This is a genomic window from Peristeroidobacter soli (assembly GCF_004138485.1).
Classification (GTDB): domain Bacteria; phylum Pseudomonadota; class Gammaproteobacteria; order Steroidobacterales; family Steroidobacteraceae; genus Steroidobacter; species Steroidobacter soli.
The window spans coordinates 2005522-2024407 of record NZ_ML142848.1 but is presented as its reverse complement, the minus strand read 5'-3'; the positions used below and the strand labels follow the sequence as shown (position 1 = coordinate 2024407).

Genomic DNA, 18886 nt, shown 5'->3' with positions numbered 1-18886 from the left:
CTCAATCCAGTCGGATCGGGCGGCCCGCTTTGACGACGCCGCGAACCTGGCGAAGCTTGTCTATATCCGCCAATGGATCGCCCTCCACCGCGATCAGATCGGCGAACTTGCCGGTCGCGATGGCGCCCAGGTTTTTTTCCTGGGCGAGCAGTTGCGCCGAGTTCAGAGTCGCGGCGCGGATCGCATCCATCGGCGTCAATCCATAACGCACCATGTATGCAAACTGGCGGGCGTTGTCGCCGTGAGGATAGACGCCGCTGTCCGTACCGTACGCGATTCGCACGCCCGCCTTGACCGCTTTTGCGAAGCCGTCGCGCTGAGTCTGCGTGGTCTCGTCGTTTTTGCGCAGGATCTCTTCGCTCCAATGGTCGCGCCGGCCGGTCTCGGCGATGTAGTCGCCGTTGTAGATATCGGCGACCAGCCAGGTGCCCTGTTTTTTCATGAGCGCGATGCCTTCGTCATCGAGATACGAAGCGTGCTCGATGGAGCGAACACCCGCGCGCACCGCTCGTTTGATTCCTTCGGCGCCGTGCGCGTGAGCGGCGACAAAGATTCCATACTGAGCGGCTTCGTCCACCGCCGCACGGATCTCGGATTCAGAATACTCCGCCGCGCCTGGCGTTGTGCCGGCCGCCAACACGGCGCCGGTTGCGATGACCTTGATGAAAGTCGCGCCCCCGCTGATCAGCTCGCGCACGCGCTGTCGGATTTCCAGCTCCGAGTTCGCGACGCCCCGGCGCATTTCCGCCGGCACCACGACATCGGGCGCGAAACCAGTCACCTCGCCTCCGCCGCCGCTGACCGTGATGTATGCACCAACGACAAACATCCGCGGCCCTTCGATGATGCCGCGATTGATGGCATTGCGGAGCGCCACGTCGGTGAAGGCGCGATAGCAGCCCACATCGCGCACTGTCGTGAATCCGGCTCGAAGCGTTCGACGCGCGTTGTCGACGCCTTGAAGCGCGGCGTCGGCCGCTGACGTATACAAAGGCGCCGCGATCTCGGCGGAGCTCTCGAAGTCCGCCAGGTGAGTGTGCATGTCCATCAAGCCGGGCAACACGGTGTAGCGGGACCAGTCCAGCCATTGACCGCCGGCATTTGCATCCGCCTTGTAGTCGCCGACCGAGACGATGCGCTCGCCGTCGACGCGGATCATTTGATCGCTGAGCACGCGACCGCGCTCCACATCGATCACCTTGCCTGCGCGAATCCACAACGACTCGGCGTGACTGGCCCAGCTGAGGACGAGGCCCAGCACAACCCACCAGCGCAGCGACGATTTGAGCGGGCGGCGGAGCGACTTCGATTGCGTCATATCTCTCCGCCGGGCAGCCGGCTATAGCAACGCCGCGTATTGCGACAATTCGCCGACGAAGTGCGCCCGGTGATCGGGCAAGTCGGCGATGAATTTGAATCCCGAGAACTCGAAGCCCGGACTGACCGTGCAGCCGACCAGCGAATACTCGCCGAGACTGCGCGCCGCCTGCCACACCCCGGAAGGAATCACTCCCACCGGCAACGACTCGGCGGCGAGCAGATGGCGCTGCAGTTGCCGGGATTTTGGATCGTAAGCCAGCAACTCGAGCGGCGCGCCGCCGTAGAAATGCCAGATCTCGTCGGCGTCGACGACATGCCAGCGACTCAACTGTTGTTGTTCGAGGAGATAATAGATCGCGGTGGTCGCGCTGCGCGATTCGGTGCCACGCTGAACCCGATCCGTGGAACGGTAGATTTCACGATACCACCCGCCCTCGGGATGCGGAGCGAGCTGCAGCTTCTGAATTACGTCCTTGGCTGTCATGAGCGCAACATACTGCGCGCTGCCATCAGCAGCAACATGAAAAGAACGTCGGACTGCCTGCCTGGCCAGGAGCGGCATGCGGCGCACGGCGAGCTTATAGATTCCTGGCCTCGAAGCGCGCCAGTACCCTCTGCTGAGCGTTCAGCAGCTCCAGTTGCGAGCCATTGATACGCCAGCCGGCCGTCACTTTCATCGCTTCCAGCAACGCGGTTTCGGTGGGCATGTCCGGGCAGAACATCCGCGTGGCGATCACATCGCCGAAGCTGAGCTGCGCGCCGGTTTGTTTATATTTCGTCGAGATGCGATTGCAGCCGGCGTGCCCCACCACACTGCCATCGGCGGAGTTGAGCACGATGTACGCTTCACGGCTGCCTTCGCTGACCGTCACCGGCTTGTCGCCGAGCGACATCAACGCCCAGCGCGTTCCTGCCAATTCGTACGTCACTTCGTCGCTGCTCGACACGGGAGGTTGCGGCTCGTTGCTATTGCATGCCGTCATCGCCAGCAGTGCGATGATCACGGCAGCGTACTTGGCTCGACCCATGACTGTGCGACGCCTCGCTGAGAGGAAGACACGGCGAAGGAAAATACAACCTCGCCCGCCCGGCGTCGAGACGGGCGCTCGCGTATGGAACGGCCGTCTTCCCCGCGGCAGCTCCCGCACGTCCGTGAGCCCATTGCGCTCAGCCGTCCTGCCTGACGTGGACGGTCTCAGCCCCGGCCGATGTACGGCATGGCGGTCGCCATCACGGTCATGAACTGGACATTGGTCTCGAGCGGCAGACCGGCCATATAGGCGATGGCCTCGCCCACATGATCGACCGGCATGGTCGGCTCGGCCAGCAACGAACCATTGGCCTGAACGACGCCGGTGGAAATCGTGTTCACCATCGGGGTCGCGGCATTGCCAATGTCGATCTGTCCGCACGCAATGTTGTGCTTGCGACCGTCGAGCGACAGCGACCTGGTCAGTCCGGTGATGGCATGTTTGGTCGCCGTGTAAGGCGCTGAGTTCGGTCGCGGCACGTGCGCGGAGATGGAACCGTTGTTGATGATGCGGCCACCTTGCGGCGACTGATCTTTCATCACTCGATAGGCGGCTTGAGCGACCAGGAATGCGCCGGTCAGGTTCACCGCGACGACGGCATTCCATTGTTCGGCGCTGAGCTGTTCGAACGGCACGGGCGGCGCACTCGTGCCCGCATTGTTGAACACCACATCGACGCGCCCGAATGCAGCCTTGACCTGCTCGAACAGCTGCGCGACCGAATCAGGCTGTGTCACATCCGTCGCTATCGCCAGCGTCTGCGCACCGCCGGCCAGCGCGGCCGTTTCATTCAACGTTTGCTCGTTACGACCGGCGAGCACGACCACGAAATCCTTCTTCGCCAGCGCCAGCGCCGCGTTGCGCCCGATGCCACTGCCCGCGCCGGTGACGACCGCGATCTTTTTCTGGCTCATGAGTCGTGGCTCACTTCAAATAGTCAGCGATGTATTCGCGGATGATGCTGTCGACGCTCTCATCCAGCGGGAATCCGAGCGCCGCCGCTCGTGTGGCCAGCATCTGCTCGGGCCACGCCGATATTACCTTCATGACGAACGGATCGGGCTGCTCGCTGATCGCCCCGAGCTTCCGGTCGCTCGCGACTCGACGCAGGCTTTCGATCATGTCGCCGACCGACACCGTGCGCGTACGCAGATTGATCGCACGATCCGCGCCCAACTCGTGGCCGTCGACCCTATGAAGGGCCAGCAATCCTTCGATGACGGCGCGGTAGCCAGTCACCGCCACCTTCGTCGTGAACGGAACGGGGCACACGTAGTCCTCACCGTTCAACGGCTCGCGCAATACACCGCTCGCGAACCCGGAGGCCGCGCGATTGGGCGCGCCGGGCCGCACGATCACCATGCCCAGTCGCGCGCTGCGCCCATCGATGAAACCTTTGCGAGTGTAGTCGTTGATCAACAGCTCGCCGATGGCTTTGGTCATTCCATACGTCGTCTGCGGAACGTGACGCGTCGGATCATCCACCTCTCGCGGTGCCGGGTCGCCGCCGTAGACGGCGAGTGAGCTGGTGAAGACGTATCTCGGTCGTGAGCCGAGCGCAGCCATTGCGTCGAGCACATGGCGATGCCCGTCCAGGTTGACGCGCATCGCCAGCTGGAAGTCCTGCTCAGCGCCGGCGCTCACTACCGAGGCCAGATGAAAAACCGCAATGTCGCGGCGATCGATCAGACGGGCCGCGATGGAAGGATTGGCGATATCGCCCTCGACCAGACTGATGCGCTTGTCGGTGACGGTCAGGTCGCGCGGGATGCGGCTGTCGAAGAGCATCATCTCGCTGACGTCCTGCCGCTCGCCATTGGGCGCGAACAGCCACCCCTGTTCGAGAATGCGCGCCGCCAGGCGCTGACCGAGGAATCCTGTGCCGCCCGTGATCACCACTTTCATGGGTACCGTCCTTCAGCTCGACGTGAACGGCCAGTGTAGTGACGCTGGGGCGGGAATTCTTGCTAAATCGCTTCTTCAGCCGAGCCCAGACCGCGTATCAGCACCCAAGCCCGGAAGTGCATCAACCCGGGGCTGAACTTAAATCGCGCGCTCGCCGGATGAATGAAACGCCGCGGCCATTCATAAGAAGCGCCGGATGTCGGCAGTGGCCAGTGCGCCTCGGATCAGGCGCAATGGTCGTTATCCAGGCATCAGCTGGTCGGACCGCTCAGCACCGCCGCTGCGGCGAACGGCTTGATGCCCAGCGCTTCATAGATCTCGCTCGGGAAATATAACAGGCCATCCTTGATGACCAGACGGATCTGGCGCACGGCGGACACATCCTTAGTCGGATCGCCCGGCAGAAGAATGAAGTCCGCCAGCTTGCCCGCCTGGATGCTGCCGAGGCTCTGCTCGAAGCCCAGATATTTCTCGCAATCGTAAGTAGCCATGCGCAGCACGCGAGCCGCCGGAATGCCGGCCTTCTGATACAGCTCCAGCTCACGATGCACAGTGAAGCCGGTGGTGTCGTCCGTACCCGGCAGCATCTGAATGCCTTCGGCGTACAGCATCTTCATCAGCTCGAGCTGCTTCTCCACCGAGATCAGATACGCCTCGTCCTCGGCGTGATTCTTGAAATCGACGAACGAACGCTTGCGATAACGCTGATAGCCGATGGGCATGTGATCCAGATACGGCGCATCGCCTGCCTGCACCTTGCCAGCGCGGCTCGCCAGCAAGCGCTCCAGAATGACCATCGTCGTGTCGAGCGCGGTCTTGCGCTCCTTCATCAACGCGATCGTGTTACGCACCTTCTCGCTGTTCAGATCCAGCGTCGCCGCGCGTTCGCCCATCGCCGTCAACCGCAGCGTCGTGCGCGTGTCTTCCTGCGGACCAATCAGCCAACCGAGCACGAGCTGGTTGATGTGATTGATCTCGTCATAGCCATCGCGAATCGCGCGATCCGGCGACATGAACGCCGGCACGTGACCGCTCACGCGCATGCCCAGGCGATGCGCTTCGGTCGCGACCGGAGCGACCCAGTCGGGATTGAAGGAGTTGTAGATCTTCATCTGCCGGTAGCCGTGATCGGAATACCAGCGCACGATCTCGATCGCTTCCGGTAACGTTTCGGGGATGCGACCAATGCGAGCTGAGTAGGAACTGCGGCCTTCGATCAAACCTGCACGCACGATGCGCGGCCCGGGCAGCTCTCCCCGGTCGATGCGCTGAGTCAGGTCGAGCAACAAGGCGTTGTCGTTGCCGAGATCGCGAACCGTCGTCACGCCGGCGGCGAGATAGAACAACCCCGACTCGTCCGAGTTGTGAGAATGCATGTCGTGCAGGCCGGCGAGCAGCGTGCCGCCGTTACCGTCGATCACCACTTCATCGGCAGGCGCCTTGACGCCCGCAGGCTCCACTGAAACGCTGGAGATCCGATTGCGATACGCGACGACGGAAACTACATCGCTCAGCTGCTCCGCTTGCGGGTCGTACACGCGCACGTTGCGGATACGAAGCGGCGTATCGAAGCGATGCGCGAGCCGCTGCTGCATATCCTTGAGGCGAGTGACGCGCAGATTCCGCTCGAGCGTTTGCAGCTGCTCGACCTTGGATTCAAAGCCCTTACGCACCAGCACTTCGCGCGAATCGAGCTTCGCAAACAAACTGCCGTCCGCGGCGAGCAGCAGAATTTCCGGAGAGAGATTCGCACCCGTGATCGCATAGGCCGTGACCGGCACGTCGCCCACGTGAGTCTTCTGCAACTCTTCCAGCCGCAGCGAGCCGGACGGCGCCACGTCGAGCGTCCGGTCCTTCGCCTTCAACAGCATGCGAGCGTAGAGACCGTAGCTCCACGGGCTGCCATCGTTGGTGATGTAGAGCTTCGGCTGCGACATGCGCGCACTGCCCTTACCATCTTGAGCGCGCCATTGAGCCGCGCCGCGCTGCCAGGTGAATTGCTCGTCGACTGCGCCGCCGAACAGCGATTTACCTTTGATGGTCCATTGCGTGGGAATGCCGGCGTCGTTCAGCGTCAGCTGCTCGCGCACCTTGGGGCCGCGGCCGTTGTTGCTGACTTCATAAGTGATATCGACCGTGCTGCCGTCGACGTTCGCAAGCAGCGAGCCGACTTTCTCTTTGGCGGAAATGACCGAATATTCATCGGTGGCCGCGACTGCCCAGGCGTGCATACACAATGCGCCGATGAGCAGGCCGAGGCGCGTAATCTTGCGACCCGAAACCATTGGCTGGAGACCCTGCGGACACCCACGGAAACCCGTGAGCTGGGGGCCTCATACTGCCAGCAAGGCGCCGCATAACTTATGCGTCCATGCCCCGGCCCGGCGCGGCCGGAGCATGGCGATTCCCAGCTACTGGAGCTTCGCGAACTCGTTATTCCGGGCGCGGCTGCTGGTCACTTTGAGGCCGGTGATGGCCCCGCCGGCATCGCGCACGAAAGTCACGTTGTCGAGCTCGTCGCTGCTGAACACATCCTTGGTCACAGGCAGCAGCGGTAGCGGATTCTGCTTCAGGGTGGCGACGTACAGCTTGCCGTCCTTGAGCTCGACTCGATAACGCAGATCGAGCTCGTCGCTCGCGAACGAGCCGGTGTAGCCATTCAACTCAGCGGCCGACGGCGTGAATTCCGGCACGACCTGGAACACGCCAGGCTTCTCATCGCCGGACTTGCTGGTGATCACGCGCTGCTCGCCCGTGCCGCTGAAATCGAACACAACCGTCGAGGACGGTCCAGCGCTGAAGCGATTCTCGCTCACCGCGAACATCGGCTGCGTCGAGCCGTCATCGTCGACCCGTTGCAACTTGCCTTCCTTCTCGACCAGTCGCAGCACGCGACCCGTCACAGGATTCAGATACACACCCGCCTTGGCGCGCACCGACTTCACATTGGGTTTGAATTCCTTGGGATCCTGGTCCTTCGGCTTCAGCTCGGCGGAGAGAAACACATCGGACAAGCCGTTCGCCAATTCATCCGGGCGCGCTTCGGCAATGTTACAAGTGACAGCGATGCCGACGTGCTGCTGAGGATAGCGTCGCACGGTCGAGCGATAGCCCGCGTCCGAGCCACCGTGACTCACGGTCGTCAGCCCCCGATACTCTCCATACCCGACTGCGGACGCATACGTGATGGTCTCGCCACTGTTCAACTTGCCCCGCTCCAGCATCTGATCGATGAACGCCTTGCCGCCGACTTTGCCGGTGTAGAAATTCTCATCCCACAACAGCAGATCCTCGGGCGTGGTGATCAGACTGGTGGCGCCGGTGGTGTCGAAGTTGGTGACGTTGGTCTTGAAGGAATCGCCGGCCCGGTCGTAACCGTTCGCGAAGCCGGTGATGATTTCCGCGTGGTCATCGCGGAAGTGCGAGTTGTTCATGCCGAGCGGCTTGAAGATGCGCGCCGTCGTGAATTCGCGCAGCGACTGACCGCTGACTTTCTTCACCACCAACGCCAGCAGCGTGTAGCCCATGTTGGAATACAGAAACTGCGAGCCCGGCTCGAAGTTGAGCTGGCGCTGGCGCGCCACCAGGCGCAGCACGTCGTCGTCGCTGATCCGGTCCTTGGAATAGCGCCAGCCCGCCAGCCCCAGCAGATCCCATTGATCGCGCAGACCGCTGGTGTGATGAATCATCTGCCGCAGTGTGATCGGCGCGCCGAAGTCCGGCACCTCGGGCAGATACTTGCGGACATCGTCGTCGAGCGACAGCTTGCCGTCCTGGGCGAGCAGGATGACCGACGCCGCCGTGAATTGCTTCGAGACCGACGCGACGTGGAACGGCGTCTGGGTCGTGATCGGCACGCCATGATCGAGGTTCGCCATGCCATAGCCGCGCGAGTAGATCAGCTTGCCGTCTTTGGCGACAGCGGCGGCGCAGCCGGGCGAAGTGGTGCTGTCGAACTTGGCGAAAACCGCGTTGGCTTCGGCGTTCTGCTTGAACTTATAGGTCGCCGGGAAATTGGGCGAGGGCGCATCGGCCACGGCCACACTCGACAACACCAGGGCGACGATGCCGGCGAGGCAACGGAAATTTTGCATAGGAACTTGGAACCCCACGGCGACGATAAGAGACGGACCCGATACTAAGTCGTTTCAACGCCGCGGAACCATCAACATCCCTGACGCGGCCCGCTCGAGACGAAAAGAAGCCCTCCCGCGCTAAGCGAGGGAGGGCCGAAGGGGAGAGCGGTGAGCTCAGAGCGCCTTGTAGGTCAGCACCACGAAGCTGTTCGGGTGATAAACCTGGTTCTCTTTGCCGTTGGCGTCCGTCGTGGTGGTCGAATCGGCGGTGACGAAATACAGGTTGCCGTTGCGCTCATCCATGAAGCTCATGCGAGCGTCGGGACGCGTCGTGACGGTGCCGAGCAGTTCGTACTGATCCGCGCCCTTCTGCTGAATCACGGTGATGAAGCCATCGTTGCTCGAGGTCACGATGCGCTTGCGCTTCTCATCGATGCCGATGCCGTCGATGCTGGGGCCGATCGGCAGCGTCGCGGTCACCTTGCCGTTCGAGGGATCGACGACGAAGAACTGCGGCTTCTCGCCGACGCACGCCGCGATGATGCGCTTGGTGCTCGCCTGCCAGCGCGTCTTGGACACGTTGCACGGGGCCTGCCAGCGCGCGGTTTCCTTCAGCGTCTTGGAATCGAGCTTGAGGATCAGGTTGTCCTTGCGCGCCGGGGCGTAGATGTTGCCGGCGCCGTCGATGGCCGGATCGTCCATCTTCCGGAACGGGAAGGTCGTGGTCTTCAGCAGCTTGCCGGTCGCGGCATCCAGCGTGTACCAGGTCGACTTCTCTTTACGGGTGCCGGTGATGAAGTGCACCTGCTTGGTGGCCGGGTCATGCACGCCGCTGTTCAGGCCGCCGTCCTTGTCGAGCGCCAGGCGTTCGATGGGCTTCAGCGTCTGCAGGTCGATGCTCAACAACGAGCCGTCGGTGTTCGCGATGTAACCGCGGTTGTACTGGGGCAGCAGCAGCGGACCGTTGGCGCCCTTGGAGTTCTCGACCGTGGCGAGTGCCTTGTTCTGGTCCACATCGAACACGGTCAGTCCGTCGACATCGCGCGCCAGGAACAGGCGGCTGGTGCCGGGCTGCATCTTGATGTAGTCCCAGCCGCTGTCGGTGCTGGGCAGGGTGGCCGTGGCTTCGAGCTTGTAGAGCAAACCGGCATCGCCGGCCTGGGCCGCAGCCGTTGCGCCAAAGGCAACGGCACCGGCGATCGCCAGGGAACGTAAACTCATCGCATCCTCCACGTGAGAAAGGCGCCGGAGTATGCGCACGCCTGCCTGATAATTGACTGACGGGCGGGATGCCCGAGGGTGCCGGCGGGGTGCCCATAGCCATGTCAACGCCGACCGGCCTGGGAAAAAATGAATAAGGCGTTCCCCTAAAATCTCGATGCTGCGGACTGGTCGCCTCTTTCCCGAAACCTGCTCTTCTTATACTCCGCCCCATGACAGCCCTCGATGCATCGGTCGAGTCTCGTTTCCCCCTGCTGGCGAAGGCAATGCGCACGCTGGTCGATCTACTCCATACCGAGCACGGATACGCCCGGATTTTTCACGACCAGGAAGGTTTCAGTTACGAGTTGCACAGCTATCGGCACACACCGATGGTTGACCTGTTCACTCGGATGCTGGGCTATGCGTCCGCGACCGATGCGACGGAAGCGGCTCGCGAAACGCTGTCGGCCATGAATTCCGCCCCTCGTGGCCGGAGCAACAGGGGCCGCGCCCGCCGGCGCGCCTCGCAGCCCGAAGCTACTCAGCTCATACTGCCGGTCGGCGTCTGCTGAACGTCAGACATTCATGCTACGGCGCTCAGTAACGAGCGGTACCATAGCGCACTCCGTTTCAAAGTCCGACGCAACGTCGCGTAGTCGACGTGCACGATGCCGAATCGCTTCCGATAGCCCTCGGCCCACTCGAAGTTATCCATCAAGCTCCAGACGAAGTAACCGCGCACATCGACCCCGCGATCGATCGCCTCGGCCACGGCGACCAGATGCGACTCGATGTAGTGCCGTCGCTGCTCGTCATCGACCTGGCCGTTCACCAACTGATCTCGATACGCCGCGCCGTTCTCGGTGATGTAGATCGGCGGAAGCTGGTAGTCGCGCTTCAATCGGAGCAACAAGCCGGAAAGCGCGTTCGGCGCCACTTCCCATCCCATGTCGGTGACGGCCGCGCCGGTCGACGCCGGGGATGCCGGGTTCGAGCTGCTCGACACCGTGGGGTGGTAGTAGTTGATGCCGACGAAGTCGCACGGCTGAGCGATCGAAGCCGCATCGCCGGCTTGAACCTGGGGCGCATCGGCACCGAGATGCTCGATGATGTCGGCCGGATACTGTCCTTTGAACAGGGCATCCGTGTACCAGCGGACCAGTCGCCCGTCTTCGAGCCTTGCATGATGCGCATCGATCTCGGAATCCGTGGCCGGTCGCACCGGCGACATGTTCAACACGATGCCCACTTCCGCCTTGATCCCGGCGGCGCGAATCGCCTGCATCGCCAGCCCGTGACTCAATAACAAATGGTGACTGGCCTGATAAGCGACCCGACGATCCTTCACCCCTGGCGCAAACACACCGCGCTCGTAGCCGAGCACTGCCGAAACCCACGGCTCATTGTGAGTCGCGATGGAAACGACGCGATCGCCCAGACGACGCGACACGACCTGCGCGTACTCGGCGAACCGATACGCCGTGTCGCGAGCCAGCCAGCCGCCGCTGTGATGTTGTAGCTCCGCCGGCAAGTCCCAGTGATACAGCGTCGCGTACGGCTGAATGTTTCTTTCCAGCAAGCCGTCGACCAGGCGCTCGTAAAAGGCCACGCCGCGATCGTTATAGGGTCCCGATCCCGAAGGCTGCACGCGCGGCCAGGAAATGGAAAAGCGATACGCCGTCACACCCAGGTCGGCGATGAGGTCCAGATCAGCTTCGAGCCGATGATAGTGATCGCAAGCTACGTCGCCGGTACCGCCGTCCGCGATAGCGCCGGGCACGCGACAGAACTCATCCCAGATCGACGGCCCTTTGCCGTCGGCGCGCGCCGCGCCCTCGATCTGAAACGCGCTGGTGGCCACACCCCAGACGAACTCGCTGGGGAAGCGCCGACGCAGCTCGGCTACCGGTATTTGCTGGGTCATCGGGTCAACTGCCAATCATTCTTTCCTGGGCGCCGCCGTGCTTTCGCGCACGATGAGCTCGACCTGCGGCAGGGAGATGTCCGGCCGCTCACCTTGCAACATCTGGAGCATGGCCGCGCCCGAGCTCTCGCCCAGCACGCGAATCGACTGACGCACCGAGGTGAGCGGCGGCACTCGATAGGATGAGGAATGCAGGTCGTCGAAGCCGACGACCGAAATATCGCGCGGGCAATTCAGACCGCCGCGATACAAAGCGAGGCACGCGCCATAGGCGGTCTGATCGTTCACGCAGAACAACGCGGTGAACTTGTGGCCCGACTTCAGCAACCGCATGGTCGCCTCGACGCCGCCTTCTTCGTGGAAGTCGCCGGGCACGACCAACTTCGGATCATGCGCAATGCCGGCATCCGCCAGCGCGCGCCGATACCCTTTGAAACGCAACGACGCGTCCGGGTGATCCAGAATGCCGGCGATGAACGCGATGCGCGTGTGTCCGAGCTCGATCAGATGCCGGGTGGCGAGCAACGCGCCCCGCTCGTCGTCCACAGGCAAGCTGAAAATGTTGGGTGCCTTCAGGCTGCGACCGCTCACCACCAGCGGCACTTGTTTCGCATAGGTCGCCAGCTGGCGATCCTGCAAACGGCCCGAGAAAATGATGATGCCGTCGACGCGACGGGACAGCAGCTCGGACATGCAGCGCTCTTCGTCCGCTTCATTCCAATTGCCGCTCATGAACAGCGCGGTGTAACCACGCTGCTGCAGATAGTCCTCGATGCCTCGCAAGCCTTCCGCATAGAACGGGCTGTCGATGGCCTGCGTAATCACGCCAATGGTGTTGGACTTGCCCAGCGCCAATCCGCGCGCAGCGGCGTTCGGCCGGAAGTTGAGTTTCGCGATGGCGGCTTCGACCGCGTCCTTGCGATCGGCGCTCACCTTCGCGGTGCCATTGATGATGCGCGACACGGTCGCGATCGACACGCCGGCCTCCTTCGCCACCATTTCCAGCGTGGGCGGGGAATCCGGCAAGGCGGTCGTGGCGCGCTTCCTGGCGTTGTTATCGGCGGCTCGCTTGCTCATCGTCGTGCAGTGAGGCTCATGCCTTCGCGGTCATCAGGTCGTTTTCCAGCTGCTCGAGTGTCCGGCCCTTGGTCTCGGGCACCAGCAGCACCACGAACAGCAGCGCTGCCGTGGCAAACAGCCCGAATGCCAGGAAGGTACCGCCCGAGCTCAGCGTGGCAAGCGCCCAGGGAAAGATCATTGTGACAGTGGCGCTGGTCAGCGCGTTCCAGAATCCCGCTACCGAGATGGCCGCGGCCCGCTGTTCGTTCGGAAAGATTTCCGAAAGCAGCACCCACATCACCGGCCCGAGCGAAATCGCGAACGAGGCGACGAAGCCGATGATGGCGATCAGCACCAGGCGCGCATTGTAACTTTCCTGACTGAACGCCCAGCTGATCGCGAACAAGGACAGCGCCATGCCGGCGATGCCCATGATCAGCAGCGGCTTGCGGCCCAGCTTGTCGATCAGCCAGATCGCCACGAACGTCATCAACACGTTCACGACACCGACCATCACGGCCTGCCGGAAGGCATCGTTCACACCGCCGCCGGCCTGCGCGAAAATCGTCGGCAGATAATAGAAGATCGCATTGATGCCGGTGATCTGCTGAAAGAACGCCAGCCCCAGCGCGATGATCATGATCGGCCGCACGCGGGAATCGAACAGACCGCGAAAGCCACGCGACACCGCTTTGGTCGTCAAGCTGCGCTGGATCTGTTGCAGATTCTCCTGCGCCTGCCGTTCGCCCGCGACTCTGCGCAACACCAGCAGTGCCGCCTCGTCCTTGCCCTTCAGCAACAGCCAGCGCGGGCTCTCGGGCACGAACCACAGCAAAGTGAAATACAACAGCGCCGGCACCATCTGCACGCCGAGCATGTAGCGCCAGTTGTGCTCGCCCAGATTCAACAGGAAGTAGTTCGAGAAGAACGACGCCGAGATGCCGATGACGATCATCAACTGATTCAACGACACCAGGCTGCCGCGCTTCTCGGCCGGCGCGATCTCCGCGATATAAACCGGTGCAATCAAAATCGCGCCGCCGACGGCCAGGCCACCGACGATGCGCGCGGCGACGAAGCTCGGGAAGGACGTTGCTGAAGCGGCCAATAATGAAGACATCACGAATAACAACGCGGTGCCGAGCAAAACCCGCCGCCGCCCGAAACGATCGCTCAACGGACCCGCGATCGCGTTACCCGCCATCGCGCCCCAGCCGAGGCTGCTGACCGCGAAACCCAGTTTCAAATCGCCGCTGGTGCCATCCAGCGAGAAATATTCCTTGATGAACGGCACCACGCCCGAGATCACCGTGGCGTCGAAGCCGAGCAGAAATCCCCCGAGCGCGACCGTGAGCGCCACGAATGCGATGTTCAATTTGCCCTGAAGCATGTGACTCGCTGATGTTTTTAAACGTGATTTGGCATCACGCGATCATTGTTAACGGTAACTATGACCGCTTCCCCCGAACTGCGCCAGCGGCGCGTGCAAGTGCACGCTTGCCGGAACGCTCGGGAGCATGCTACCGTAATTTGTAAGCGCTTACATCCGGTGTTTACGGGCTTATTGCCGCAGCGCCGGGCGCAACTAAAAATTGGCAACGAATGGACATCGGGGGGTACGAGTCGTGAGCGATCGCGCATTCAAGGGCAATAAAGTAGCGCGTGCTATCTCTTTGATTCTCGGAACGGCGGTCGCGCTACCCGCCTTCTCGGCGGAAACCACCGCCGAGCTGGAAGAGGTCGTCGTCACCGGCATCCGCGGCAGTCTCAACTCCTCGATGGAGTTGAAGCGCGATTCACAGGGTGTGATGGACGGCATCGTGGCCGAAGATATCGGCAAGTTCCCGGACACCAACCTGGCCGAATCCATGCAACGGGTCAGCGGCGTCTCCATCGACCGCTCGCTCGGCGAAGGCTCGAAAGTCACGGTCCGCGGCGTCGGTCCGGACTTCAACCTGGTGCTGTTGAACGGGCGGCAAATGCCCGCGTCCCAGCTGGAAGAAACCGGCGCCTCCGCCTCGCGCGCTTTCGATTTTGCAAACCTTGCATCCGAGTCGATCGCGGCCATCGAGGTATACAAGACCAGCCGCGCGTCGACCCCGACCGGCGGCATCGGCGCGACCATCAACATCAAAACCGCGCGACCGCTCGACAATCCCGGCCTGCACACCAGCTTCGGCGCCAAGGGTGTGATGGATACCTCGGTGGACAATCTGCCCAAGAGCCTGCAGGGCGATTCCATCACGCCGGAAGTGTCGGGCATCTATAGCCAGACGTTCGGCGACGACCGTTTCGGTATCTCGCTGAGCGCGAGCTATCAGGAGCGCGATTTCGGCTTCAACCAGGCTTCGGTGGGCAACGGCTGGAAATCCTTTGCCGGCGATGAAAACAACTGGGGCACGATTCCTCAGGCCGGCACGCCGGCCGCGGCCAACATCGTGAATCGTCCCGACGCGACCGACACTTACTCGGTCCCGCAGAACCTCGGTTACAGCGTCAACGGCGTGGAGCGTAAGCGCACCAACGGTCAGCTCACATTGCAATATGCGCCGACCGACACGATTACGACCACGCTCGACTACACCTACTCCGAGAACAAGATCGCGCAACAGCGCAACGAGCTGTCGGTGTGGTTCAACTTCGGTCCGTCGGCCAGCACCTGGACCGATGGCCCGGTGTCCTCGCCGCTGATCTACTCCGAGTTCATCGACGCCAACTCCGCGCCGTCGGACCTCTCCATGGGCGGCGCCAAGTTCGCGACCAAGAACCAGAACAAGTCGATCGGCTTCAACACCGAATGGAAGCCCACCGACAAGTTCGGCCTGGAATTCGATTTCCACAATTCGAGCGCCGAATCCGGCCCCGACAGCCCGTATGGCTCGAATGCGGTGCTGGGGGTTGCCGGCTTCTTCCGTGGCACGACGACGGCCGACTTCTCTCGTGATTTCCCGGTCATCAGCGTGCAGTTGCCCAACGGCATGAGCGCGATCGATCCGTCGCGCACCGAAGTGACGGGCTCGAGCTTCCGCAACAGCTACATGAAGACCGAGATTCAGCAGGCGCAGCTGAACGGCAATCTGGAGTTCTTCGAAGACTCACGCCTCGACTTCGGCGTGGGCCTGACCGACCTGAAGAACCGCTCCGCCTATTCGAACGTGCAACAGGACACCTGGGCCAGCAACGGCGACGCGGGCGCTTATCCGGACAGCGTGTGGCGTGCCGACACGGTCCGTCACTACTTCGACAACATCGGCGGCAGCGGCAATCCGGCGCTGTTCAATCAGTTCTTCACCTTCGACTTCGAGACGGTGCGAAACATCGCCGCGTCGCTCGGCGGTGACCAGAACTATCGCGCGTCGCCGATCTTCCAGGTCGACCGCCGCGTCGAGGAAGAATCGCAGAGCGCATTCGTGCAATACAGCCAGCGCTGGGAATGGGGTCTGCCCATGCAGGGCGCAGTCGGTTTGCGCTATGAAAAGACAGATGTGACTTCGCGCGCGCTCGTGCCCACGGCCACCGGCATCGTCTGGGTCGCGAACAACGAGTTCTCACTGCAGCTCGGCGATGCGACTTTCGAAAAGCTCGAAGGCGATTACAGCTATGTGCTGCCGAGCCTCGACTTCGCGGTCGACCTGACCGACACCATCAAGTTCCGTGCGAGCTACGGCGAGAGCATCGGCCGACCGCTGTGGGATCAGATTCAGGGCGGCCGCACGCTGGATCAACTCGTTCGCATCAACGGGGGTACGGGTACGCAGGGTAATCCGAAGTTGAAACCGCTGGAGTCGCAAAACATCGACTTCTCGGTCGAGTGGTACTACGGCAATTCGAGCTACATGTCGGTGGGTTACTTCAAGAAGAACATCGACAACTACATCGGCACGACGGTGGTCACGCAGAGTCCATTCGATCTGGCCCATCCGGGCCAGGGCGCGTACTTCCAGGAAGCGGTTGCGAGCGGCTGCTCGGACCGGGATCTCACCTGTATCCGCAACTTCATTTTCAACAACCACGATGGCGATCCCGGCGTGGTCGCGGATCCGATCAATCCGGCCGATCCGACCGCGGCCCGCACTGGCAGGATCGCCGGCCTGCCCGGCGATCCGATCGCGACCTTCAACATCACCGTGCCGGCGAACCAGCGCTCCGCGTCGCTGGATGGCTGGGAATTCAACATTCAGCACATGTTCTGGGAGACCGGCTTCGGCGTGTCGGCCAACTACACGCTGGTCGACTCCGGCCTCACCTACGACAACTACAACCGCGGTCAGCAGTTCGCATTGGAAGGCTTGAGCGACGCGGCCAACCTGGTGGCGTTCTACGAGAACGAAAAATTCCAGGTGCGCGCGGCATACAACTGGCGTGACGAATTCCTCGCCAGACGCTTCGATGGCGGCGGCCTGCCCAACCCGATCTACACCGAGGCCTACGGCCAGCTCGACGTGAACGCCAGCTACAACTGGAACGAGAACCTGACCTTGATGGCCGAGGCGATCAACCTCACCGACGAGATCTATCGTCAGCACAGCCGCACCAGCCATCAGGTGATCATGGTTCAGCAGACCGGCCCGCGCTTCATGATCGGAGCGCGCTACAAGTTCGGCAATTAGAGTCACGTTAATTACGAGGGATCGGGCATCGTGCCACGACCCTCGTGCGAGCTGGCAAAGGGCGTGACTTTTGCCACTCGCTCGCCGCCAGCGGCGGCGGGGTGCATCCTTGTACCCGGGTAGCCAATTGATATATCGGCTGCACGGGTGGGAAAAGCCGCTGTTCCCCCAGCGGCTTTTTCTTTTTAGAGGCATCATTGAGCGATGGCGGAGATTCGACACATCGTGATCGTCGGGGGCGGGTCGGCCGGATGGCTGACCGCCGGCGTGCTCGCGGCCGAGCACCGCACGCGCGCCGGACCGACGTTGCGGATCACGCTGCTGGAGTCGCCGAACATCGGCCCCATCGGTGTCGGTGAAGGCACCTGGCCGACGATGCGCGACACGCTCAGAAACATCGGCGTGACCGAGACCGATTTCATCCGCGAGTGCGACGCCTCCTTCAAGCAAGGCTCGAAGTTTCAGCAGTGGGTCAGCCCGCGGGAGGACGATCAGTACTTTCATCCTTTCGTCCTGCCCCATGGATACACCGAGACCAATCTGGTCGCGGGATGGCTGGAACGACACGCCGACGTGCCGTTCGCCGACCTGGTGAGTTTTCAGCCGCACCTATGCACGCAAGGCAAAGCCCCCAAACAGGTCGCGACCCCTGAATACGCAGCGGTCGCGAACTACGCCTATCATCTCGACGCCGGCAAATTCGGCCTGTTCCTGCGCAAGCACTGTGTCGAGCAGCTCGGCGTGCATCACATCCTCGATCATGTCATCGGCATCAACACGCACGACAACGGCGATATCGCGTCCGTGCAGACCAAAGACAACGGCGCGATTGCCGGCGATCTGTTCGTCGATTGCAGCGGCATGCATGCGCTGTTGCTCGGCCAGCACTACGACGTGCCGTTCAAGTCCCAGAAGCACGTGCTGTTCAACGACTCGGCGCTGGCGATGCAGGTGCCTTATCACGACGATGACAGCCCGATCGCGTCACACACGATTTCGACCGCGCAAAGCAACGGCTGGATCTGGGACATCGGTCTGCCGACCCGTCGTGGCATCGGTCACGTGTATTCGAGTGCGCATACATCGGATGAGGCGGCTGAACGAGAGCTGCGTGCATACATCGAGCGCACGGGCGGACCGACAGGCATGCCATCGCCCCGCAAGCTGACGTTCAATCCGGGGTATCGCGAGAAGTTCTGGCATCGGAACTGCGTGGCGATCGGGCTCTCGGCGGGATTCATCGAGCCGCTGGAAGCGTCGGCGCTCGCGCTGGTCGAGCTGTCGGCCGCGATGCTGAGAGATCAGATGCCAGCAACGCGTGAAACGATGGACATCGTCGCGCGTCGCTGCAACGATGCGTTCACGTACCGTTGGGAGCGAGTCATCGACTTTCTCAAGCTGCACTACGTGCTGACCCAGCGGACCGATTCGGATTTCTGGCTCGACCACCGCCAACCCACCGCCATTTCAGATCGCCTGCGGGAACAGCTGACGATGTGGCGTCACCAGCCGCCCTCCCGTTACGATTTCCATCGCATCGAGGAAGTGTTTCCGTCGGCGAGTTATCAGTACGTGCTGTACGGAATGGGCTTTCGCCCCGAGCGCTCGGAAGCGACCCGGCGCACCGACGACGCCGACCGCGCCGACGGATACTTTCGCGAAGCTGCTGCGCTGACCGGCAAGATGCTGGCCGCGTTGCCCACGAATCGAGCGTTGATCGGTCACATCAAGCGGCACGGCCTGTCGAAAATTTAACGC

The 18886-nt window shown here is 62.3% G+C and carries 14 protein-coding genes; 3 read left to right on the top strand and 11 right to left on the bottom strand.

Translation table 11 applies throughout. From position 1 onward, the window contains the following. Window position 1: 1 nt before the first annotated feature. From EKO19_RS08450 to EKO19_RS08415, 8 genes are all read right to left on the bottom strand, one after another. On the bottom strand, window positions 2-1318 hold the full coding sequence (locus EKO19_RS08450) for a Xaa-Pro dipeptidase (protein WP_129775881.1): 1317 nt from the start codon (window positions 1316-1318) through the stop codon (window positions 2-4). 21 nt (window positions 1319-1339) lie between these two features. Next, window positions 1340-1804 (bottom strand): cupin domain-containing protein, encoded by a 465-nt coding sequence (locus EKO19_RS08445; protein ID WP_129775880.1) that lies wholly within the window; start codon window positions 1802-1804, stop codon window positions 1340-1342. 94 nt (window positions 1805-1898) lie between these two features. Beyond that, window positions 1899-2348, bottom strand: a complete 450-nt coding sequence (locus tag EKO19_RS08440; protein WP_129775879.1) for an META domain-containing protein — start codon at window positions 2346-2348, stop codon at window positions 1899-1901. 167 nt (window positions 2349-2515) lie between these two features. Beyond that, window positions 2516-3265 (bottom strand): SDR family oxidoreductase, encoded by a 750-nt coding sequence (locus tag EKO19_RS08435; RefSeq protein ID WP_129775878.1) that lies wholly within the window; start codon window positions 3263-3265, stop codon window positions 2516-2518. Between the two features lie 10 nt (window positions 3266-3275). Next, window positions 3276-4256 carry a D-erythronate dehydrogenase gene (gene denD / locus EKO19_RS08430; protein WP_129775877.1) on the bottom strand — a complete coding sequence of 327 codons (981 nt, stop codon included), beginning with the start codon at window positions 4254-4256 and terminating at the stop codon, window positions 3276-3278. 251 nt (window positions 4257-4507) lie between these two features. Beyond that, entirely contained in the window at window positions 4508-6541 is a 2034-nt protein-coding gene (locus EKO19_RS08425) for an amidohydrolase family protein (RefSeq protein ID WP_129775876.1), read from the bottom strand. Window positions 6542-6667: 126 nt separating this feature from the next. Continuing rightward, window positions 6668-8350 (bottom strand): serine hydrolase domain-containing protein, encoded by a 1683-nt coding sequence (locus EKO19_RS08420; RefSeq protein ID WP_129775875.1) that lies wholly within the window; start codon window positions 8348-8350, stop codon window positions 6668-6670. A 156-nt stretch (window positions 8351-8506) separates the two neighbouring features. Further along, window positions 8507-9553, bottom strand: a complete 1047-nt coding sequence (locus EKO19_RS08415) for a YncE family protein (protein ID WP_129775874.1) — start codon at window positions 9551-9553, stop codon at window positions 8507-8509. 212 nt (window positions 9554-9765) lie between these two features. Between EKO19_RS08415 and EKO19_RS08410 the strand changes: the two genes are divergently transcribed. After that, window positions 9766-10107 carry a hypothetical protein gene (locus tag EKO19_RS08410; protein WP_129775873.1) on the top strand — a complete coding sequence of 114 codons (342 nt, stop codon included), beginning with the start codon at window positions 9766-9768 and terminating at the stop codon, window positions 10105-10107. Window positions 10108-10118: 11 nt separating this feature from the next. Here EKO19_RS08410 and EKO19_RS08405 read toward each other — a convergent pair whose 3' ends face one another. The 3 genes from EKO19_RS08405 to EKO19_RS08395 are packed head-to-tail and all read right to left on the bottom strand — an operon-like array spanning window position 10119 to window position 13908. Further along, window positions 10119-11459 carry a GH1 family beta-glucosidase gene (locus EKO19_RS08405; protein WP_129775872.1) on the bottom strand — a complete coding sequence of 447 codons (1341 nt, stop codon included), beginning with the start codon at window positions 11457-11459 and terminating at the stop codon, window positions 10119-10121. 15 nt (window positions 11460-11474) lie between these two features. After that, window positions 11475-12536 (bottom strand): LacI family DNA-binding transcriptional regulator, encoded by a 1062-nt coding sequence (locus EKO19_RS08400; RefSeq protein ID WP_129775871.1) that lies wholly within the window; start codon window positions 12534-12536, stop codon window positions 11475-11477. Between the two features lie 16 nt (window positions 12537-12552). Then, window positions 12553-13908, bottom strand: coding sequence for a sugar porter family MFS transporter (locus EKO19_RS08395; RefSeq protein WP_129775870.1), 1356 nt, complete (start codon window positions 13906-13908; stop codon window positions 12553-12555). 277 nt (window positions 13909-14185) lie between these two features. On the opposite strand from EKO19_RS08395, the gene EKO19_RS08390 reads away from it, so the two are divergent. Together EKO19_RS08390 and EKO19_RS08385 are read left to right on the top strand one after the other, a co-directional pair. Beyond that, the gene (locus tag EKO19_RS08390) at window positions 14186-17128 is read left to right on the top strand and encodes a TonB-dependent receptor (RefSeq protein ID WP_129776047.1); all 2943 of its coding nucleotides are present in this window, start codon (window positions 14186-14188) and stop codon (window positions 17126-17128) included. Window positions 17129-17332: 204 nt separating this feature from the next. Further along, complete coding sequence (locus tag EKO19_RS08385) at window positions 17333-18883, top strand: tryptophan halogenase family protein (protein ID WP_129775869.1); 1551 nt, start codon at window positions 17333-17335, stop codon at window positions 18881-18883. Window positions 18884-18886: the final 3 nt, after the last annotated feature.

Bases quoted from the DNA above. Each gene is read 5' to 3' on its own strand.
- EKO19_RS08450 (WP_129775881.1), bottom strand. From the start codon at position 1,318: ATGACGCAATCGAAGTCGCTCCGCCGCCCGCTCAAATCGTCGCTGCGC.
- EKO19_RS08445 (WP_129775880.1), bottom strand. From the start codon at position 1,804: ATGACAGCCAAGGACGTAATTCAGAAGCTGCAGCTCGCTCCGCATCCC.
- EKO19_RS08440 (WP_129775879.1), bottom strand. From the start codon at position 2,348: ATGGGTCGAGCCAAGTACGCTGCCGTGATCATCGCACTGCTGGCGATG.
- EKO19_RS08435 (WP_129775878.1), bottom strand. From the start codon at position 3,265: ATGAGCCAGAAAAAGATCGCGGTCGTCACCGGCGCGGGCAGTGGCATC.
- denD (WP_129775877.1), bottom strand. From the start codon at position 4,256: ATGAAAGTGGTGATCACGGGCGGCACAGGATTCCTCGGTCAGCGCCTG.
- EKO19_RS08425 (WP_129775876.1), bottom strand. From the start codon at position 6,541: ATGGTTTCGGGTCGCAAGATTACGCGCCTCGGCCTGCTCATCGGCGCA.
- EKO19_RS08420 (WP_129775875.1), bottom strand. From the start codon at position 8,350: ATGCAAAATTTCCGTTGCCTCGCCGGCATCGTCGCCCTGGTGTTGTCG.
- EKO19_RS08415 (WP_129775874.1), bottom strand. From the start codon at position 9,553: ATGAGTTTACGTTCCCTGGCGATCGCCGGTGCCGTTGCCTTTGGCGCA.
- EKO19_RS08410 (WP_129775873.1), top strand. From the start codon at position 9,766: ATGACAGCCCTCGATGCATCGGTCGAGTCTCGTTTCCCCCTGCTGGCG.
- EKO19_RS08405 (WP_129775872.1), bottom strand. From the start codon at position 11,459: ATGACCCAGCAAATACCGGTAGCCGAGCTGCGTCGGCGCTTCCCCAGC.
- EKO19_RS08400 (WP_129775871.1), bottom strand. From the start codon at position 12,536: ATGAGCAAGCGAGCCGCCGATAACAACGCCAGGAAGCGCGCCACGACC.
- EKO19_RS08395 (WP_129775870.1), bottom strand. From the start codon at position 13,908: ATGCTTCAGGGCAAATTGAACATCGCATTCGTGGCGCTCACGGTCGCG.
- EKO19_RS08385 (WP_129775869.1), top strand. From the start codon at position 17,333: ATGGCGGAGATTCGACACATCGTGATCGTCGGGGGCGGGTCGGCCGGA.